Below are 15891 nucleotides of genomic sequence, written 5' to 3' on the forward strand. Positions count from 1 at the left end.
TAATACTATTTCGCTAGATTAATTTGTGTTGCGGATCCTGCTGTATTGCTCTGTTCGTTATGTTCTTCTTCGATAGGAATATCTTTGAAACCAAGAATAAGCGTAATGACAAATGAGAGCACAATGGCGAGGATCATGACGGCAACAACCCAAACAATGCTGATTGGGTTGAGCGGGTCGAAAAATTGGACGCTAGTAAATAAGCCAGGTGAAGCCATTGAATGGCTAGCTAATCCGCCGATAGCAGCGACTGCACCACAGATAAATCCACTTATAAGCGATGCGATTAAAGAGCGTTTAAGCCGTATTGCTACACCGTATAATGCGGGCTCAGAGATACCTGCCACAATTGCTGACGCGGCGGCAGCGAGTGCTGTTTGACGTAGCGCTGGGTTTTTTGTGCGTAAAGCCACTGCAAGAGAGCATCCACCCAGAGAGAGGTTGGCTCCAATCTCTGACGGCATAACAATGCCTTCTTTCCCCGTCTCTGCGATGGTTTGAATAATTGTAGGGGTAAATACGCGGTGCATACCTGTCATCACTAAGAGTGGCCATATAGCGCCCATGATGGCAATCGCTAGCCAGCCCAAATACCCGTGTATGGTATATATCAACCAAGAAATGGCACTACCAATCCAAATCCCTATTGGTCCGATTAGCAGGATCGCTATTGGAGCCGCAACAAGTATGATCAACATCGGTTTTAAGAAGTTTTTTGTCACCGCTGGTGTAATACGGTCGATCCCTCTTTCAATATAGGAAAGTAGCCATGTCATTACCATTACAGGAATAACCGTATAGGTATACTTCATTGGCGTGAGATGTATTCCCATAAAGTCAACGGGTTGCCCCTGAGCGGCCTTTTCCATTAGGCTGATAAAGGAGGGATGGACTAAAATCCCAGCAATAGCAATTGCTAACGACATGTTGGTATTGAATTTTTTTGCCGCGGAAGCAGCCACCATTACAGGCAAGAAGAAAAATGCACCATCACCAATTAAATTAAGGATAATCAGTGTAGAAGACGTCTTGTCTAACCAACCCGCCATTTCAAGTGTCATCGCGAGTAGTTTAACCATTGAACCGCCAATTATTGCTGGAATCAGTGGTGACATAATGCCGATTAAGGCATCTAAAATTCCGGCAAAAACGCTTTTCAAGGTTATTTTATTTTTTCTGGTCGATACGGCTGCTGATTTAACATTTTCATCTAAATGCTTTAATACATCTGCATAGGTCTTAGCAACCGTATTTCCGATTATGACTTGGCATTGTCGCTCACTTTTTACTACACCAAGCACACCAGAGATCAGTTTTAACTTTGCGGTATCAACCACATTATCTTCGAGCAGTACGAAACGTAAACGAGTCATACAGTGAGTTACCGCTACCACATTTTTAGATCCCCCTAATGCCTCAAGGATCTGTAGGGATATATCTACATTATTATTTTTCATGAGTAAGGTGCTCTTATTATGATTTGTATTTTTTAGGTAACCGGTTCCACAAATAATGTTTTTATAATTTAAATATGGCAATGGAAATTTTTCATTTATTTCCAATTTGTGATTTGTGTTAAAAAATGGAGCTCGTTTCGTCAGTTGGATAAAAATGTGTAGAATAGTTAAAAGTGCAGAGGCCATAGGAAGTATTTGTTTATGTCAACAATGCAGGAAGTAGCGAAAAAAGCAGGTGTGTCGAAAGCCACTGTTTCACGGGTACTGACAGGGAAAGGTTATGTAAGCGAAGCGACTAAGATTTTGGTTTATCAAGCGATTGAAGAAATTGGTTATCGACCAAATCTAATCGCGCGTAATCTAGCAACCAGTAAGTCCGGCTATATTGGCCTTGTTGTGACAAATACGTTATATAGAGGCAATTACTTCAGTGAGTTGTTATCACAAACCGCACTGCAACTCGAAGCCAGTGGGCGTCAAATCATTCTTGTTGATGGTAAACATAGCACTCGTGAGGAACATGAAGCCGTTCAATTTTTGCTCGATTTATGTTGTGACGCAGTGATCATCTATCCACGTTTTTTGAGTGTGGATGAAATGGATTTGCTTATTGAACAGTATAAACAACCCATTATTGTGATGAATCGTAAGTTGCGTAAACACCAAAGCCATTGCGTTTGTTGTGACCACAAAGGTTCTAGTTACACAGCGACTCGCTACTTAATTGATCGTGGACATCATGACATTGCTTTTATTTGTGGTGCTCTTGACTCTCCTACAGCAATAGAACGATTGTCCGGTTACAAAGAAGCTCTGGAACATGCAGGGCTTCCGATACAAGATGATTTGATTGTATCCGGTAAATGGACATCTGCTAGTGGTGCTGCTGCCATTGAAAAACTGCTCGCGACTGAATGTAAATTTAGTGCGGTACTGGCGAGTAATGACGATATGGCTATTGGTGCTATGAAGCAGTTAAATCAGTCAGGTTTAAGTGTTCCACAGGATGTTTCTATCATTGGCTTTGATAATATCCCGCCTTCCGCATTTTTGAATCCAGCACTATCCAGTGTTAAAGAGCCCGTTAGCGAGATGATCCATGATGTAGTAAACCGTTTGATAGCAATGTTGGACGGAGGCTATTTTTCCAACGATAATCTCTACACCTCTGAATTGATCATTCGAGATTCAGTGGTTAATGGTCCTCATTTTTTAGTAAAATAAGTAGGTTAGAGAAAATAGATAGTCAAATATCAGTTCGCGTTTCATCGTGTAAATTATTATTGAAAAGCTACCTTGCTCCACGTTTGAATGAGTATAACGACATGACCATACGTTATCTCCTGTTGGGGCGTATCAGGCTAGGTTCTTGGGTTTTATATTGCTGTGATTGGCAGCGCTAACATAGTGATTAATAAAAAAACACACATAATCTGTAATTAGTGCTGTTCAGCTGTATGAATAATGATTAAAGTGAATTTAGTTAACAACTAAGAGGAAACGGTATGCTGTATATTTTCGATATGGGTAATGTGATTATTGATATCGACTTTAATCGTGTTTTTGATAAATGGTCAGAGTTGAGCGGTACGCCATCTGAAGAAATCAAATCACGGTTTACTTTTGGGAATGTCTTCCAACAACATGAGTGTGGCAAGATCTCAGATATCGAATTTGCCGAGCTACTTTGTGAAGAGCTGAATATTACACTCAGTTTTGAAGAGTTTGCTGAAGGTTGGCACGCGATCTTTATGGCAGTAAGACCTGAAGTCATCGATATTATGGCGCGCCTGCGTGAGCAAGGGCATCGAGTGGTGGTGCTATCTAATACCAATCGTCTGCACCTTGATTACTGGCCTGAACACTATCCTGAAATTGCAGCTTCCTCTGATTTTCTCTATCTCTCTCAAGATTTGGGTATGCGTAAACCCGATCCGGAAATTTATAAATATGTTTTGGAATCTGAAGAGTTTGATGCTGCTGACGCCATATTCTTTGATGACGTTGAAGCCAATATTCAAGCCGCAGAGGCATTAGGCATTAAAGGTATTCATGTTGTTAACAAAGACACTGTACCTGAATACTTCCGTACTTATGACTTCAATGCTGAAGTCGAATAATTGAGCCATATCACCGTGGAGCAGCAGCCTATACTCTACATAATTCAAGGTGTAGTTAGGTGACAAGTCAATGAGTCACCCGGCGCATAGATAACTGTGTGACGGGTGTGAGTGAGCGTAGTCACCATACCTCAGCGTAAAGCGCTGCAACTTGAAGGATGGCGAATATAAGAAGTTACTCCATTTTTTGACAGAGTTACCATGATTGCATTAATACAGAGAGTCACTCACGCAGCGGTGGTTGTTGATGAGCAAGTGGTTGGTCAAATCAATTCTGGGTTATTAGTTCTACTTGGTGTTGAAAAAGACGACGACGAACAAAAAGCGAAACGGTTGTGTGAAAAAGTACTTGGTTATCGAATTTTTAGTGACGAACAGGGAAAAATGAACCTGAATGTTCAACAGGCAGGTGGCAGTTTACTCGTTGTTTCCCAATTTACATTGGCGGCAGATACCAAAAAAGGGATGAGACCCAGCTTTTCTGGGGGGGCAGAGCCTACACGAGCAGACCAACTATATCAATACTTTGTAGAGCAAAGCCGTCAACAAGGTGTTATCACTGAAACCGGACAATTTGCCGCAGATATGCAAGTCAGTCTAACCAATGACGGGCCAGTGACTTTCTGGTTGCAAGTCTAATTTGATTACTAAAGGGGGAGACGATGTACCATCTGCGCGCACCTAAAGACGATGCTGAATTTGACGCTTACTACCAGTTTCGCTGGGAGATGTTACGTAAACCCTTTAATCAGCCCCTTGGTTCCGAAAAAGACGGTTATGACTTAACAGCGCACCATCAGATGGTGGTTGATGATAAAAATCGCATCTTAGCTATAGGTCGTTTATACATCAATGCAGATAATGAGGGAGCTATTCGTTTCTTAGCTGTTAATCCTGTCATGCAAGGAAAAGGGCTGGGAAAGCTAATTTTAATGGCTTTGGAGTCCATCGCACGCCAAGAAAGTGTTAAACGAATTGTCTCAAGCGTTCGTGAAGAAGCGGTTCCCTTCTTTAAGAAAATTGGCTTTGAAAGCCGCGGCCTGATTGCGGGTGAATTGAAAACACCTGTGCGTCATTATTTAATGATCAAACCTATCGAAACACTCGATCAAATCCTTCATCGCCCTGATTGGTGTGGTGAGCTACAACAAGCTTGGTACAAATATATCCCATTGAGCGAAAAAATGGGGGTGCGGGTTGAACAATACACAGGGCAAAAATTTATTACCACGATGCCTGAAGCGGGTAATAAAAATCCCCATGAAACGATTTTCGCAGGTAGCCAATTCTCTCTTGCTACCCTAACGGGCTGGGGATTGATTTGGCTATTGATGCAGGAGCATCAATTGGGTGGTGATATTGTTTTAGTGGATGCAAATGTCCGTTATAGCAAGCCTGTTAGTGGCAGACCAACAGCTGTCGCTGATATGTCACATATGAGCGGTGATCTTGATCGCCTTGCCAGAGGGAGTAAGGCTAGGGTTAAGCTTGAAGTGATGGTCAGCGGAGCAAACAATGAGGTTGGTGCTGTTTTTAGTGGCGTATACATGGTATTACCCGTTGAAAAACGAATGAAAGCAAGCTAATTGGAAAGTATTTTCGGCGGCAATCATTCGGGATTATGAGATAAACGAGGAAAATCAATTCATTGATTTTCGGCTGATAACACGGAGTGGGGAAAAACCGATTTTATTACGCTTCGTTAGCAACCTCAGTAGGCCAGTGATTACACTGGCCTACTGTTTTTTACTGAGTGATCAGCGCAGGTAGCTGTTCACTTGTGGGTAACTGATACGTTGGTGATGTTTCGGGTATAGGCTGCGATTCTACTGGCGGTGCATCACTTTCCACTGACGATGTGACGACTCCGTTAACCACTGTTCGGTACATTTGCTTCCCTTGTAGTGGTGTTGCGACTAATTCACCGTTAAGGCTTTTCTCTACCGATGGGGCGAATAGATCACCTTGCAGTGTGGTATCAAAATCGCCAATGACAAGTGGTGGGAAACCCTGCCAGCCCCACTGATTCAACGCAGAGAGAGAGATATTAGTACCAGATGCACGTAGTAAGAAAGGGGTTTTCTGAGGCGATTGCTTCACTAATAGCCCCAGTTTAACAATTCCGCTATCTGTACTGGCCGTTAATGAAGCGGCAGCAGAAGATTGACCACTTTGACGTAAATCCATATAAGGCCGACGTACCATAACTTGATTGATGGTACCGCTGTCTGCATTAAATGAGGCTTTACCGCTCCAAACCCCCCATTGTTTTTGTTTAATGAGACTGACGTTTTCGATATTGCCGCTAAGTGCAGTAAATTCAAATGGGAAACTGGCATCAATATTCATTAATAAAGATTGAGACAAGGCGAATTGTTTGATCGTTAAGCCTGATAGCCATTGTGGTGATGGTTGACTGAAAAAGTTTAGCCATGTTTCAGGTAAGGTATACAAAATACCAGCAAGTTTTCCTTCATTGATAGTTAATGTTCTATCATTACGCTGCCAGATAGCGTTCAGGCTAAATACACCTTTGTAGTAATAACCTGAGAGCTTTTCTATATTTAGGTTATCGCCTTGGATATTGATATCACCAATCAGCGTATCAAGCTGCTGATCATTAATGACTAATTGATTAAGGCTAAAATTGATATGGCTTTCTGGTGTGCTCCAGCTGCCTCTAACCCAATCAAGGTGGTCTATTTCAGCGTTAAGGCCAGAAACTGCCCAATCTTTACCTTGCAGATCAACATTGGTGAGTGCGACTTTTTTGAGTGAAATCGCCTGATCGCTATCAATCGCATCGCCTAATGAGGCAAAAGGAATGCTATTTTGCCAACCCACTTTGTCCATGACTAACGAATCAACCGTGATAGAACCATCGGCTAATTTTTTCCCTGAGCCTTTGATGTAACCATTATTCAAATAACCACTTGCATCAGTAAACTCGGTGAGATTTTCTTGTAGTTTACCCGTGATTGCGACATTTTTTAGGGGTAACTCATTGATGTTTAATTGTTTGGTTGTAAAACGGAAATCGCCATGACCAAATGGATAATTGGTGCTTGGAGCCCATGGAGTGATGCCGCCTGTAAATCCAGACACTTGGATTTTGTTAGTCCCTTGGCTTAATTGAATACTGCTATTTTCAAACTGTAATATATTGGCACTTAAAGGAATTGGGGTAGGAGACTCTGAGGTTGCGGCAATTAAATTACCTTGTGTGATCACTAAGCGGCGAATTGCAGTACCACTAAACAGGTTACGCCAATTGATTTCGACAACGACTTGTTTTGCATCTAATGCGAGATCTTGATTGCGTGAAGTGAGTTTGACATCTTGAAAAATGAATTCACCAGCGTTGGAAAATTCATGACCCATGATCCCAACATCAATATCATAATGGGTGAATTTACTTAAAAATTGGCTGGCGTAGGATGCGCCCCAGCGTGTCTGCAACCCTGCGTAAGTGATAATAATCACGAGTAATAATAGCAGTATAAGTGCAGTGATGAACTTGGTTAACCACCTCATAGTTTATCTGCCTCTCCATTTCCATATATCAGTTTCAAGGTAGAGTACAGAATAACCGCCAGTGTATGTGTATACAACTCTGGCGGTGAACAAGAGGTTATTTTTCGTGAGGAAAAATTAAATTCAGTACAATTGCGGTTAAACCACCCGCTGCAATACCAGAAGAAAACAGTGTTTTCAGCCAATCAGGTGCAAATTGCAAAATTAAAGGTTGTTGTGAAACCCCCATACCAACAGCAAGTGATAGTGCAATTATCATAATCGCTCGGCGATTTAATGGCTCGCGTGAGACAATGCGTACACCAGATGCGGCAATAGTACCAAACATAACAATTGTTGCTCCACCGAGCACAGGTTCAGGAATTTGTTGGACAAAACCTGCTACCGCAGGGAATAAGCCAAGTAAAACTAACATCAATGCAACGATGTAGCCTACGTAACGACTTGCGACTCCTGTAAGCTGAATAACGCCGTTGTTTTGTCCAAAACAAGAATTTGGGAAAGTGTTAAACACAGCGGAAACCATTGAATTCAGCCCATTGGCCAATACGCCGCCTTTAATGCGTTTCATGTAGATTGGACCACGCACAGGCTGCTCTGAAACATCAGAGGTCGCTGTGATATCACCAATGGTTTCTAAAGAAGTGACCATAAAAATTAGCATCAACGGTATCAGCAAATTCCAGTCAAAGGACAAACCATAATAGAAAGGTTCAGGGATTGTCACCATTGATTGCTCTGCATCGCTTGGTTGTGAGGTCGGTAACATATCCATCCACCAAGCGGCAAGGTAACCAACCGCCATTGCAATGACTAACGAAGCAACGCGTAAGTAAGGATTTTTTTGGCGATTAAGTAAGATAATAACGGCTAATACAATACCGGCTAAGATCAAATAATCAGGGGAGCCGAAAGTATTGTCAGCGATTGCGCTATGACCACCGCCAATAGAGGTTAATCCTACTTGGATAAGTGAGAGTCCAATGATCATGACAACGACCCCTGAAACCAATGGGGTGATCACTCGGCGTGCTAAATGTAAAAAGCGAGAGAGAACCACTTCAGTCAGCGCTGCAACCAGTAAGGTACCAAATAGTGCAGCCATCATGGAGGGAATATCTGCGCCACCTTGTTTGAGTGCAACACCGCCCATAATTAAAGGTGCAACAAAGTTGAAACTGGTGCCTTGTATTGACAACAGACCCGAACCAATAGGCCCCCAAGCGCGAATTTGGATCAAAGAAGCAATACCAGAAGCAAACAGTGACATGCTAATAATGCGTTGAGTGTCGTGAGCTGGCAGCCCTAATGATTGGCAAATCAACATAGCAGGGGTGATCACGGCGACAAACATGGCAAGAAGGTGCTGACCTGCTGCAAACAAGGCTTGGGGTAGCGGTGGTCTATCTTCTAAACGATAAATGAGCTCACTTTTTGCCGTTACGTCAACGGCGGATTTTTCGGATGCTTCGGGGTTCATTTTTTAGTTCTCTACCAACAAAAAAAGTATTGTAAAGCGAGTAATTTAAAAAGCAATCGTTTGCGTGAAAAATATTTATCCATATATAGATAAGTAACTTCACATTTTTATATGTTTTAACTTGTGTTTATCTCCGATTTTTTTTCTAATTCGGGTACCTGCTTTTGGCGTTTTAAGGATGAAATTAACGTCTAATTGGTTTTAAATAAATTTGAATAATATTAACAACAGACGAGGTACGTAAATGTATCATCTCGATGTCTACGGTACGCTGGTGGCGGCTACGCTTGTGCTATTGCTCGGACGTAAACTTGTAAAATCAGTTCCTTTCCTCGAAAAATATACTATCCCAGAGCCTGTTGCAGGCGGATTATTAGTGGCTTTTAGTTTACTGGTGATCAAACAAGTATTTGATTGGAGCCTGTCATTTGACTTGTCATTACAAGAGCCAATGATGTTGGCATTCTTTGCGACAATTGGTTTAAACGCAAACTTAGCCAGTTTAAAAGCTGGTGGTAAGGCACTGTTTATCTTTATTTTTGTGGTTGTAGGATTACTGCTAGTACAAAATACTGTCGGTATCGCCTTAGCCAAATTATTGGGCCTTGACCCTCTGATGGGCCTTCTTGCTGGTTCTATCACCTTATCGGGTGGGCACGGTACGGGTGCAGCTTGGGGTAAAATATTTACAGACAGCTACGGTTTTCAAAGTGCAACAGAAGTTGCCATGGCGTGTGCAACGTTTGGATTGGTCCTCGGTGGCTTAATCGGTGGTCCTGTTGCACGTTTTCTTATTCGTAACATCCCAACACCGGGTACAGCGAATGATGATAAAGATGTACCAACAGCATTTGAGAAACCACAATCAGGTCGTATGATCACATCAATGGTATTGATTGAAACCATTGCTATGATTGCAATTTGTTTGATGGCGGGTAGCTACATTGAATCACTATTATCTGGTACCGCGTATGCACTGCCTAAATTTGTCTGTGTGCTGTTTGTCGGTGTGATCTTAAGTAACAGCCTATCTTTAGCTGGTTTCTACCGCGTGTTTGACCGTGCGGTTTCTGTTTTAGGTAACGTCAGTCTGTCACTATTTCTTGCGATGGCACTGATGAGCTTGAAGCTTTGGGAGTTAGCTTCCTTAGCTATCCCAATGCTGATCATTTTAGTCGTTCAAGCTTGTGTTATGGCGGGTTATGCGATTTTTGTCACTTTCCGAGTCATGGGTAAAAACTATGATGCGGCGATATTAGCGGCAGGGCATTGTGGCTTCGGTTTAGGTGCAACACCAACCGCGATTGCAAACATGCAGGCTGTGACAGATAGATTTGGTCCATCACATCTTGCATTCTTAGTTGTCCCAATGGTTGGCGCATTCTTTATTGATATCGTCAATGCGATTGTGATTAAGCTGTACTTAATGTTACCTGTATTCCCTTCAGTGGTTAGTTAACTAATTATAAATCATATAAATAGCAGGTATTGCCGTGAATATAGTTCACGGCAATTTTCGTTTATAGGAAGTATTATTAAGCGGTTAGCGTGATCGGTATAACAAGTTCAGCTGATTGAGTGCTGAAACTAGCTCATCTTCATAACGATGGAGTGACTCGGGATAGTCGGTATCACTATCGGAAGGTGAGAAATTAACGTCAGATAGTTTAATTTCTAAGTTAGTTTCCGTAATACGCATATGAATACCTTGCAAAACTTGTTGCAATTGCTCTGCGGCTTTTCCTCCACCTCGATTTGCATAACTAACCATTAAGGCGGGTTTGTTGTTCCACTCTTTATACAAATGATCTATCGCATTTTTTAATGCCGCTGGGTATCCCCAATTATATTGTGGAAAAACAAAAATATAAGCATCAGCCTCAGAAATTTTGTTGCTCCAAGCAATTGTATGTTCTTGGGTATATATTCCTTCAGCAGGAAGATAGGGTTCATCATCCATCGGTAAATGCCAATCTTTAAGATCAACGATTTCTGTAGGGAATTTTTTTTCAGTAATATCCTTAACCCAGCGCGCTATCTGAGGGCCTATTCGGGTTTGCCGGACACTACCAATTAAGATTTGTATCTTCATGTTCCACTATCTCTTTTGGTTGTGTACTTTAATTTTTACCAAAAACACTAAGGTATTTATAGAACGATAATTAAATTAAGCTTGGCTATATTGCTCGCGTTCAGGTAGCCATCTTTCAATCAGCAATTTAGCATTTTCGGGGTAGTGCTGCTGAATATGGCGTGCGACACGTTGCACTTCTGGCAACATGTGTTGATCTCGCAGCAAATCCGCCACTTTAAATTCGGCGTTGCCTGTCTGGCGAGTACCTAATAACTCTCCCGGTCCTCTGATTTCCAGATCTTTTTGAGCAATCACGAAACCATCGTTGCTGTCACGTAACACCTGCAAACGTTGTTTGGCGGTATGTGTTAATGGTGTTTTATAAAGGAGTACACAGTGAGAAGCGATGGCGCCTCGGCCTACGCGCCCTCTTAATTGGTGTAATTGAGCAAGCCCTAGTCGTTCAGGGTTATCAATGATCATTAAGCTTGCATTAGGTACATCAACACCAACTTCGATAACGGTAGTTGCGACCAGTAGCTGAATTTCATTATTTTTAAACGCGGCCATAATGCTTTGTTTTTCAGCTGGCTTCATTCGGCCGTGTACCAACCCAACGTTTAATTCAGGAAGTGCGAGAGCCAGTTCTTCACTGGTTACTTGTGCTGCTTGTGCTTCAAGTACCTCTGAATCATCAATTAAAGTACATACCCAATAAGCTTGCCTGCCTTCATCAATACAAGCCTGCCTAACTCGCTCAATAATATCGTTACGCCGTGTATCAGGGATAGCAACGGTCGTGACAGGGGTTCTGCCCGGTGGTAATTCATCAATAACTGAAGTATCCATATCAGCATAGGCTGTCATCGCCAGTGTGCGTGGAATGGGGGTTGCTGTCATGATTAATTGATGTGGATGAAACCCTTGCAACTCACCTTTTTCACGTAAGGCAAGGCGTTGATGTACACCAAAACGATGTTGCTCATCAATAATAACTAGCCCCAATGCTTGAAAAACGACATGTTCTTGAAAAAGGGCATGGGTACCGATAACCATATTCACTTCACCGCTAGCGATAGCATCCTGTTGTTGTTGACGTGCCTTGCCTTTTTGCTTGCCAACCAACCAGCCAACTTTGATCCCTAATGGCTCAAACCACTGTTTGAAATTATTTGCATGCTGTTCAGCTAAAATCTCAGTGGGTGCCATTAAGGCCACTTGTTTACCATTTTCAATCGCAGATAACGCAGCGAGGGCAGCGACAAGCGTTTTACCTGAGCCAACATCACCTTGAATTAAACGCATCATCGGTACATCTTTCGCGAGATCTTGCTCTATCTCAGCAACCACTCGAGTTTGCGCATTGGTCGGAGAAAAAGGCAGTTGCGATAAAAATTGCGGTTTTAATTGTGCGGTTGTAGGCATAGGCTGAGCATACAATCGTTGATTACCAGCACGAATGGCTAACATACTTAAGTGATGAGCAAGGAGCTCTTCTAATATCAAACGCTTTTGGGCTGGATGTTGGCCTTTTTCTAATTCACTTAAAGCGACATTAGCTGGTGGTGTATGTAATAGGCGGATTGCATCAGGAAGGCTAATTAAGCCTCGACTAAGTTCTTCGGGGAGTAACTCTTTTAGTTGTCCGCTTTCTAGCAGCACTAAAGCTTGCTCAATCAACTTTCTGAGTGTTGCCTGCCTTACCCCATCAGTGGTGGGATAAACAGGGGTTAGGTGCTCTTGTAGCGCGATATTCGTCGTATCTTGGGATACTTTGTATTCGGGGTGAATGATTTCTGGTCCTGAATTACCACGGCGAACCTCACCATAAGCGATAACATGACGACCTTCAGCAAGGCTATTTTTCATTGCTGCCGAAAAATTGAAAAAACGTAGGGTTAAATTACCGGTTCCATCGCTAATTAAGCAGGTCAGCATACGTTTACGACCAAACACGACTTTCGTTTGTAGTACTTCCCCGACAATGGTTGCGGTGGTACCCGGTAGTAGATCACGAATTTGGTAGAGGCGAGTATGATCTTCGTAACGTAAAGGGAGATGTAACAGTAAATCTTGAACAGTATTGAGGCCAATTTTACTTAATTTTTCTGATTGGCTGGCACCTACACCATGTAAAGTGGTCAGTGAAATTGTATCAAGCAGCCCGCTATTCATTGGCTCTCCTTTAACCTATTTTCGTCATACGTCAAGTTGCTGCGTCTTTCATATGGTAACTGTATACATTCGTTATTCATCACCGTGTTTCTATACTACTGGGGATCTTCGATGCTGATTTTGACAACTAAAAAGGTCAACAGCCCAGCGACTGGCTCTCTTGTGGTTTAGCAATATCTCAAATTATTTAGAATACAATGATTTCTTTCTCATTTTTTCGGTTAGTTGCATTTGTGCCCACCAAGACTCTTCAGCTTCGATTTGTCCTTGGTGATTAATATAAGGTCGAGGCAGACCTTTGCGCCTAGCAACTTCTGCAAGAACAGGGTAACCGCCTTCAAATAACCATTCTTGTTGCTCTTGAGCAGAAAGTAAACTGTCTTCCCTATCATACATACCGGCTAATTGACGTTGGCGTTGTGCCTCATAGAGGATCAGTGCTGATGCGACAGAGACATTGAGTGATTGCACCATGCCAACCATCGGTATGATGATGTGCTGATCTGCGAGCTCAAGGGCTTTAGTCGAGATGCCTTTTTTTTCTTGCCCCATCATAATACAGGTTGGTTGTGTATAATCAATTTCACGAAAATCGACAGCATGCTCTGATAGATTCGTAACCAGAACTTGCATTCCTTGTGATTTTATCTGTGAAATGGCGTCTTCTGTCGAGACATGAGGGATCACTTTTACCCAACTGTTGCTGCCAGCAGCAGAAGAGACAGAAAGTTTAACTTGTTGGTCGGGCCAAATAGCATGAATTTGATGGATCCCAACAGCATCCGCGCTGCGCACGATAGCTGAAACATTATGGGGTTTATGGATTTCTTCGAGACAAAGAGTGAGATCTGGTTGCCGCATCGCCATCATTTGGCAAATGCGGCGATAGCGGCGTTCATTCATAGTTAATTACAGGTATCTTTAATTACGGTTTCGACTAACACGCAATACGTCAGGCATGATACGGATTTTCCGCATCACATTCGCTAATTGAACGCGGTTTTTAGTTGTTAAACGGATAAAGGCACAATAAACACGACCATCTTTCTCTTCGGTATTCATACTTTGAATGCTAGAGTTTGCATCATTGATGGCTGCGGTTAAATTTGCCAGAGCACCTTGGTGGTTAATCATATCGACTTTGATTTCAGCGATAAAATCAGTATTGGTGTCTGTATCCCATTCTACAGCCATAAATTTATCTGGCTCTTTTTGGTAGCCTCGAATATTACGGCAAGATTCATGGTGGATCACTAACCCTTTACCTGGGCTGATATGAGCAATAATAGGGTCACCAGGGATAGGGCGGCAACACTTGGCAAAAGTGATCAGAACGCCATCAGCGCCTTTGATTGACAGCTTATTACGAGCGGTAACTGCTGGCTCGTCTTCTGGCGTGACTTGTGGGTTGCTTTGCAAGTTACGCGCAACCACGACACTCATCGCATTACCTAAACCTATTTCTGCGAGTAAGTCATCAATTGAATTCAGTTTCATGCGTGCCAATTCAAGGTCAATATTCGCTTGCGGCACATCACTGAGTTTATTGCCTGTACCCAGTGCATGATTTAATAAACGGCGACCTAAATTAATAGAGTCTTCTCGTTTAAGATTTTTTAACAGTTGACGAATTTTTGCACGTGCTTTTGAGCTGACCACAAAGTTTAGCCAAGCAGCATTTGGCCTTGCACCTGGAGCCGTAATTATTTCAACGGTTTGGCCACTAGTGAGCGATTGAGACAGCGGATAAGGTTGGCGATCAACCCGTGCCCCAACACAAGCATGGCCAATATCAGTATGGACGGCATAAGCGAAATCTACGGGTGTCGCACCTGTTGGTAGCTCAACAATTCGGCCTTCTGGTGTGAATACATAGATTTCGTCAGGGAATAAATCAGATTTTACGCTTTCGATAAATTCAAAAGAGCTGCCAGCACTCTGTTGCAATTCAAGTAGGCTTTGCATCCAACGTTGTGCACGAACTTGCGCTGTTGTGCCTTGTTCGCCTTGCTCTTTATATGCCCAGTGCGCAGCGACCCCCATTTCAGCCATTTGATCCATATCTTCAGTACGAATTTGTACCTCGACAGGGACACCATGTGGACCAATCAATGAGGTATGCAATGATTGATAGCCGTTAGCTTTAGGGATGGCAATATAATCTTTGATACGGCCAGGACGTGGCTTGTATAGATTGTGCATCTGCCCTAACACACGGTAGCAGGTATCCACATCCTTCACGATCACCCTGAAGGCATAGATATCCATAATTGAATGGAAACGCTGCTCTTTAAGATGCATTTTGCGATAAATAGAGTAAAGGTGTTTTTCGCGTCCACTGACTCGACAGGGGACACCCGCCTCGGTGAGGCGTCCGTCGATTTCAGAAAGGATTTTTTGGATCATTTCTTTACGGTTACCACGAGCGGCTTTAACCACTTCTTTGATAACACGATAACGGTTTGGATATAGCGCCTCAAAACCGAGCTCTTCAAGCTCTGTTTTGATGTGGTGGATACCTAAACGATGCGCTAGAGGACTGTAAATTTCTAAGGTTTCTCTTGCAATACGTCGACGCTTATCTGGCCTTAAGGAGCCAAGCGTTCGCATATTATGAGTGCGGTCTGCCAATTTTATCAAAATGACGCGAATGTCTTTAACCATCGCCATGATCATTTTGCGGAAGTTTTCTGCTTGAGCTTCTTTTTTGTCGCGAAAGTTGAGTTTATCTAGTTTAGAGACACCTTCAACGAGGCCCGCAACAGTGGTGCCAAATAGCTCTTCTATGTCCTGAAATGTCGCTGGAGTATCTTCAATCACATCATGAAGTAGCGCCGCCATAAGTGTTTCATGATCCAAGCGCATTTGAGCAAGGATGCAAGCTACAGCAACTGGATGAGTAATATATGGCTCACCACTCGAACGGGTTTGTCCTTCGTGGGCATCCCGTGCAACAACATAGGCTTTTTTCAGTAATTCAATCTGTTCCTTAGGAAGATACTTCTGAATTACTTGATTTAGGCTCTCAAACAGATACAAGGCAGACCCACC

General features: G+C 42.7%; 12 protein-coding genes. 5 read left to right on the forward strand and 7 right to left on the reverse strand.

Annotation, left to right across the window (positions count from 1 at the left end):
- Window positions 1–5: 5 nt before the first annotated feature.
- Window positions 6–1457, reverse strand: coding sequence for a PTS cellobiose/arbutin/salicin transporter subunit IIBC (gene ascF, locus SC428_RS11925; RefSeq protein ID WP_318707871.1), 1452 nt, complete (start codon window positions 1455–1457; stop codon window positions 6–8).
- A gap of 201 nt (window positions 1458–1658) precedes the next feature.
- Between ascF and SC428_RS11930 the strand changes: the two genes are divergently transcribed.
- The 4 genes from SC428_RS11930 to fabY all read left to right on the forward strand — a co-directional run bounded on the left by SC428_RS11930 (window position 1659) and on the right by fabY (window position 5163).
- On the forward strand, window positions 1659–2681 hold the full coding sequence (locus SC428_RS11930; protein WP_283126187.1) for a LacI family DNA-binding transcriptional regulator: 1023 nt from the start codon (window positions 1659–1661) through the stop codon (window positions 2679–2681).
- A gap of 281 nt (window positions 2682–2962) precedes the next feature.
- Window positions 2963–3577: a glucose-1-phosphatase gene (gene yihX, locus SC428_RS11935; RefSeq protein ID WP_070929436.1), complete on the forward strand. Its 615-nt coding sequence runs from the start codon at window positions 2963–2965 to the stop codon at window positions 3575–3577.
- Window positions 3578–3778: 201 nt separating this feature from the next.
- Window positions 3779–4216, forward strand: coding sequence for a D-aminoacyl-tRNA deacylase (gene dtd, locus SC428_RS11940; RefSeq protein WP_070929434.1), 438 nt, complete (start codon window positions 3779–3781; stop codon window positions 4214–4216).
- A gap of 23 nt (window positions 4217–4239) precedes the next feature.
- Complete coding sequence (gene fabY, locus SC428_RS11945) at window positions 4240–5163, forward strand: fatty acid biosynthesis protein FabY (RefSeq protein WP_070929432.1); 924 nt, start codon at window positions 4240–4242, stop codon at window positions 5161–5163.
- Between the two features lie 160 nt (window positions 5164–5323).
- On the opposite strand, the gene SC428_RS11950 is transcribed toward fabY, so the two are convergent.
- The gene (locus tag SC428_RS11950) at window positions 5324–7111 is read right to left on the reverse strand and encodes an AsmA family protein (RefSeq protein ID WP_318707872.1); all 1788 of its coding nucleotides are present in this window, start codon (window positions 7109–7111) and stop codon (window positions 5324–5326) included.
- 97 nt (window positions 7112–7208) lie between these two features.
- A complete protein-coding gene (locus SC428_RS11955) occupies window positions 7209–8591 on the reverse strand; it encodes a uracil-xanthine permease family protein (protein ID WP_070929428.1) in 1383 nt (460 codons plus the stop codon).
- A gap of 244 nt (window positions 8592–8835) precedes the next feature.
- Here SC428_RS11955 and gltS point away from each other — a divergent pair, with 244 nt between their 5' ends.
- Entirely contained in the window at window positions 8836–10050 is a 1215-nt protein-coding gene (gene gltS / locus SC428_RS11960; RefSeq protein ID WP_070929426.1) for a sodium/glutamate symporter, read from the forward strand.
- A gap of 84 nt (window positions 10051–10134) precedes the next feature.
- Here the strand turns inward: gltS and SC428_RS11965 are convergent, their stop codons facing one another.
- The 4 genes from SC428_RS11965 to spoT all read right to left on the reverse strand — a co-directional run bounded on the left by SC428_RS11965 (window position 10135) and on the right by spoT (window position 15879).
- Complete coding sequence (locus SC428_RS11965; RefSeq protein ID WP_140186284.1) at window positions 10135–10683, reverse strand: NADPH-dependent FMN reductase; 549 nt, start codon at window positions 10681–10683, stop codon at window positions 10135–10137.
- A gap of 75 nt (window positions 10684–10758) precedes the next feature.
- Window positions 10759–12840, reverse strand: coding sequence for an ATP-dependent DNA helicase RecG (gene recG, locus SC428_RS11970; protein WP_070929425.1), 2082 nt, complete (start codon window positions 12838–12840; stop codon window positions 10759–10761).
- A 183-nt stretch (window positions 12841–13023) separates the two neighbouring features.
- Window positions 13024–13743, reverse strand: a complete 720-nt coding sequence (gene trmH / locus SC428_RS11975) for a tRNA (guanosine(18)-2'-O)-methyltransferase TrmH (protein ID WP_070929424.1) — start codon at window positions 13741–13743, stop codon at window positions 13024–13026.
- Between the two features lie 18 nt (window positions 13744–13761).
- A complete protein-coding gene (spoT, locus tag SC428_RS11980; RefSeq protein ID WP_070929423.1) occupies window positions 13762–15879 on the reverse strand; it encodes a bifunctional GTP diphosphokinase/guanosine-3',5'-bis pyrophosphate 3'-pyrophosphohydrolase in 2118 nt (705 codons plus the stop codon).
- Window positions 15880–15891 lie beyond the last annotated feature (12 nt).

This window comes from Providencia sp. 2023EL-00965, from assembly GCF_033550225.1.
GTDB lineage: Bacteria > Pseudomonadota > Gammaproteobacteria > Enterobacterales > Enterobacteriaceae > Providencia > Providencia manganoxydans.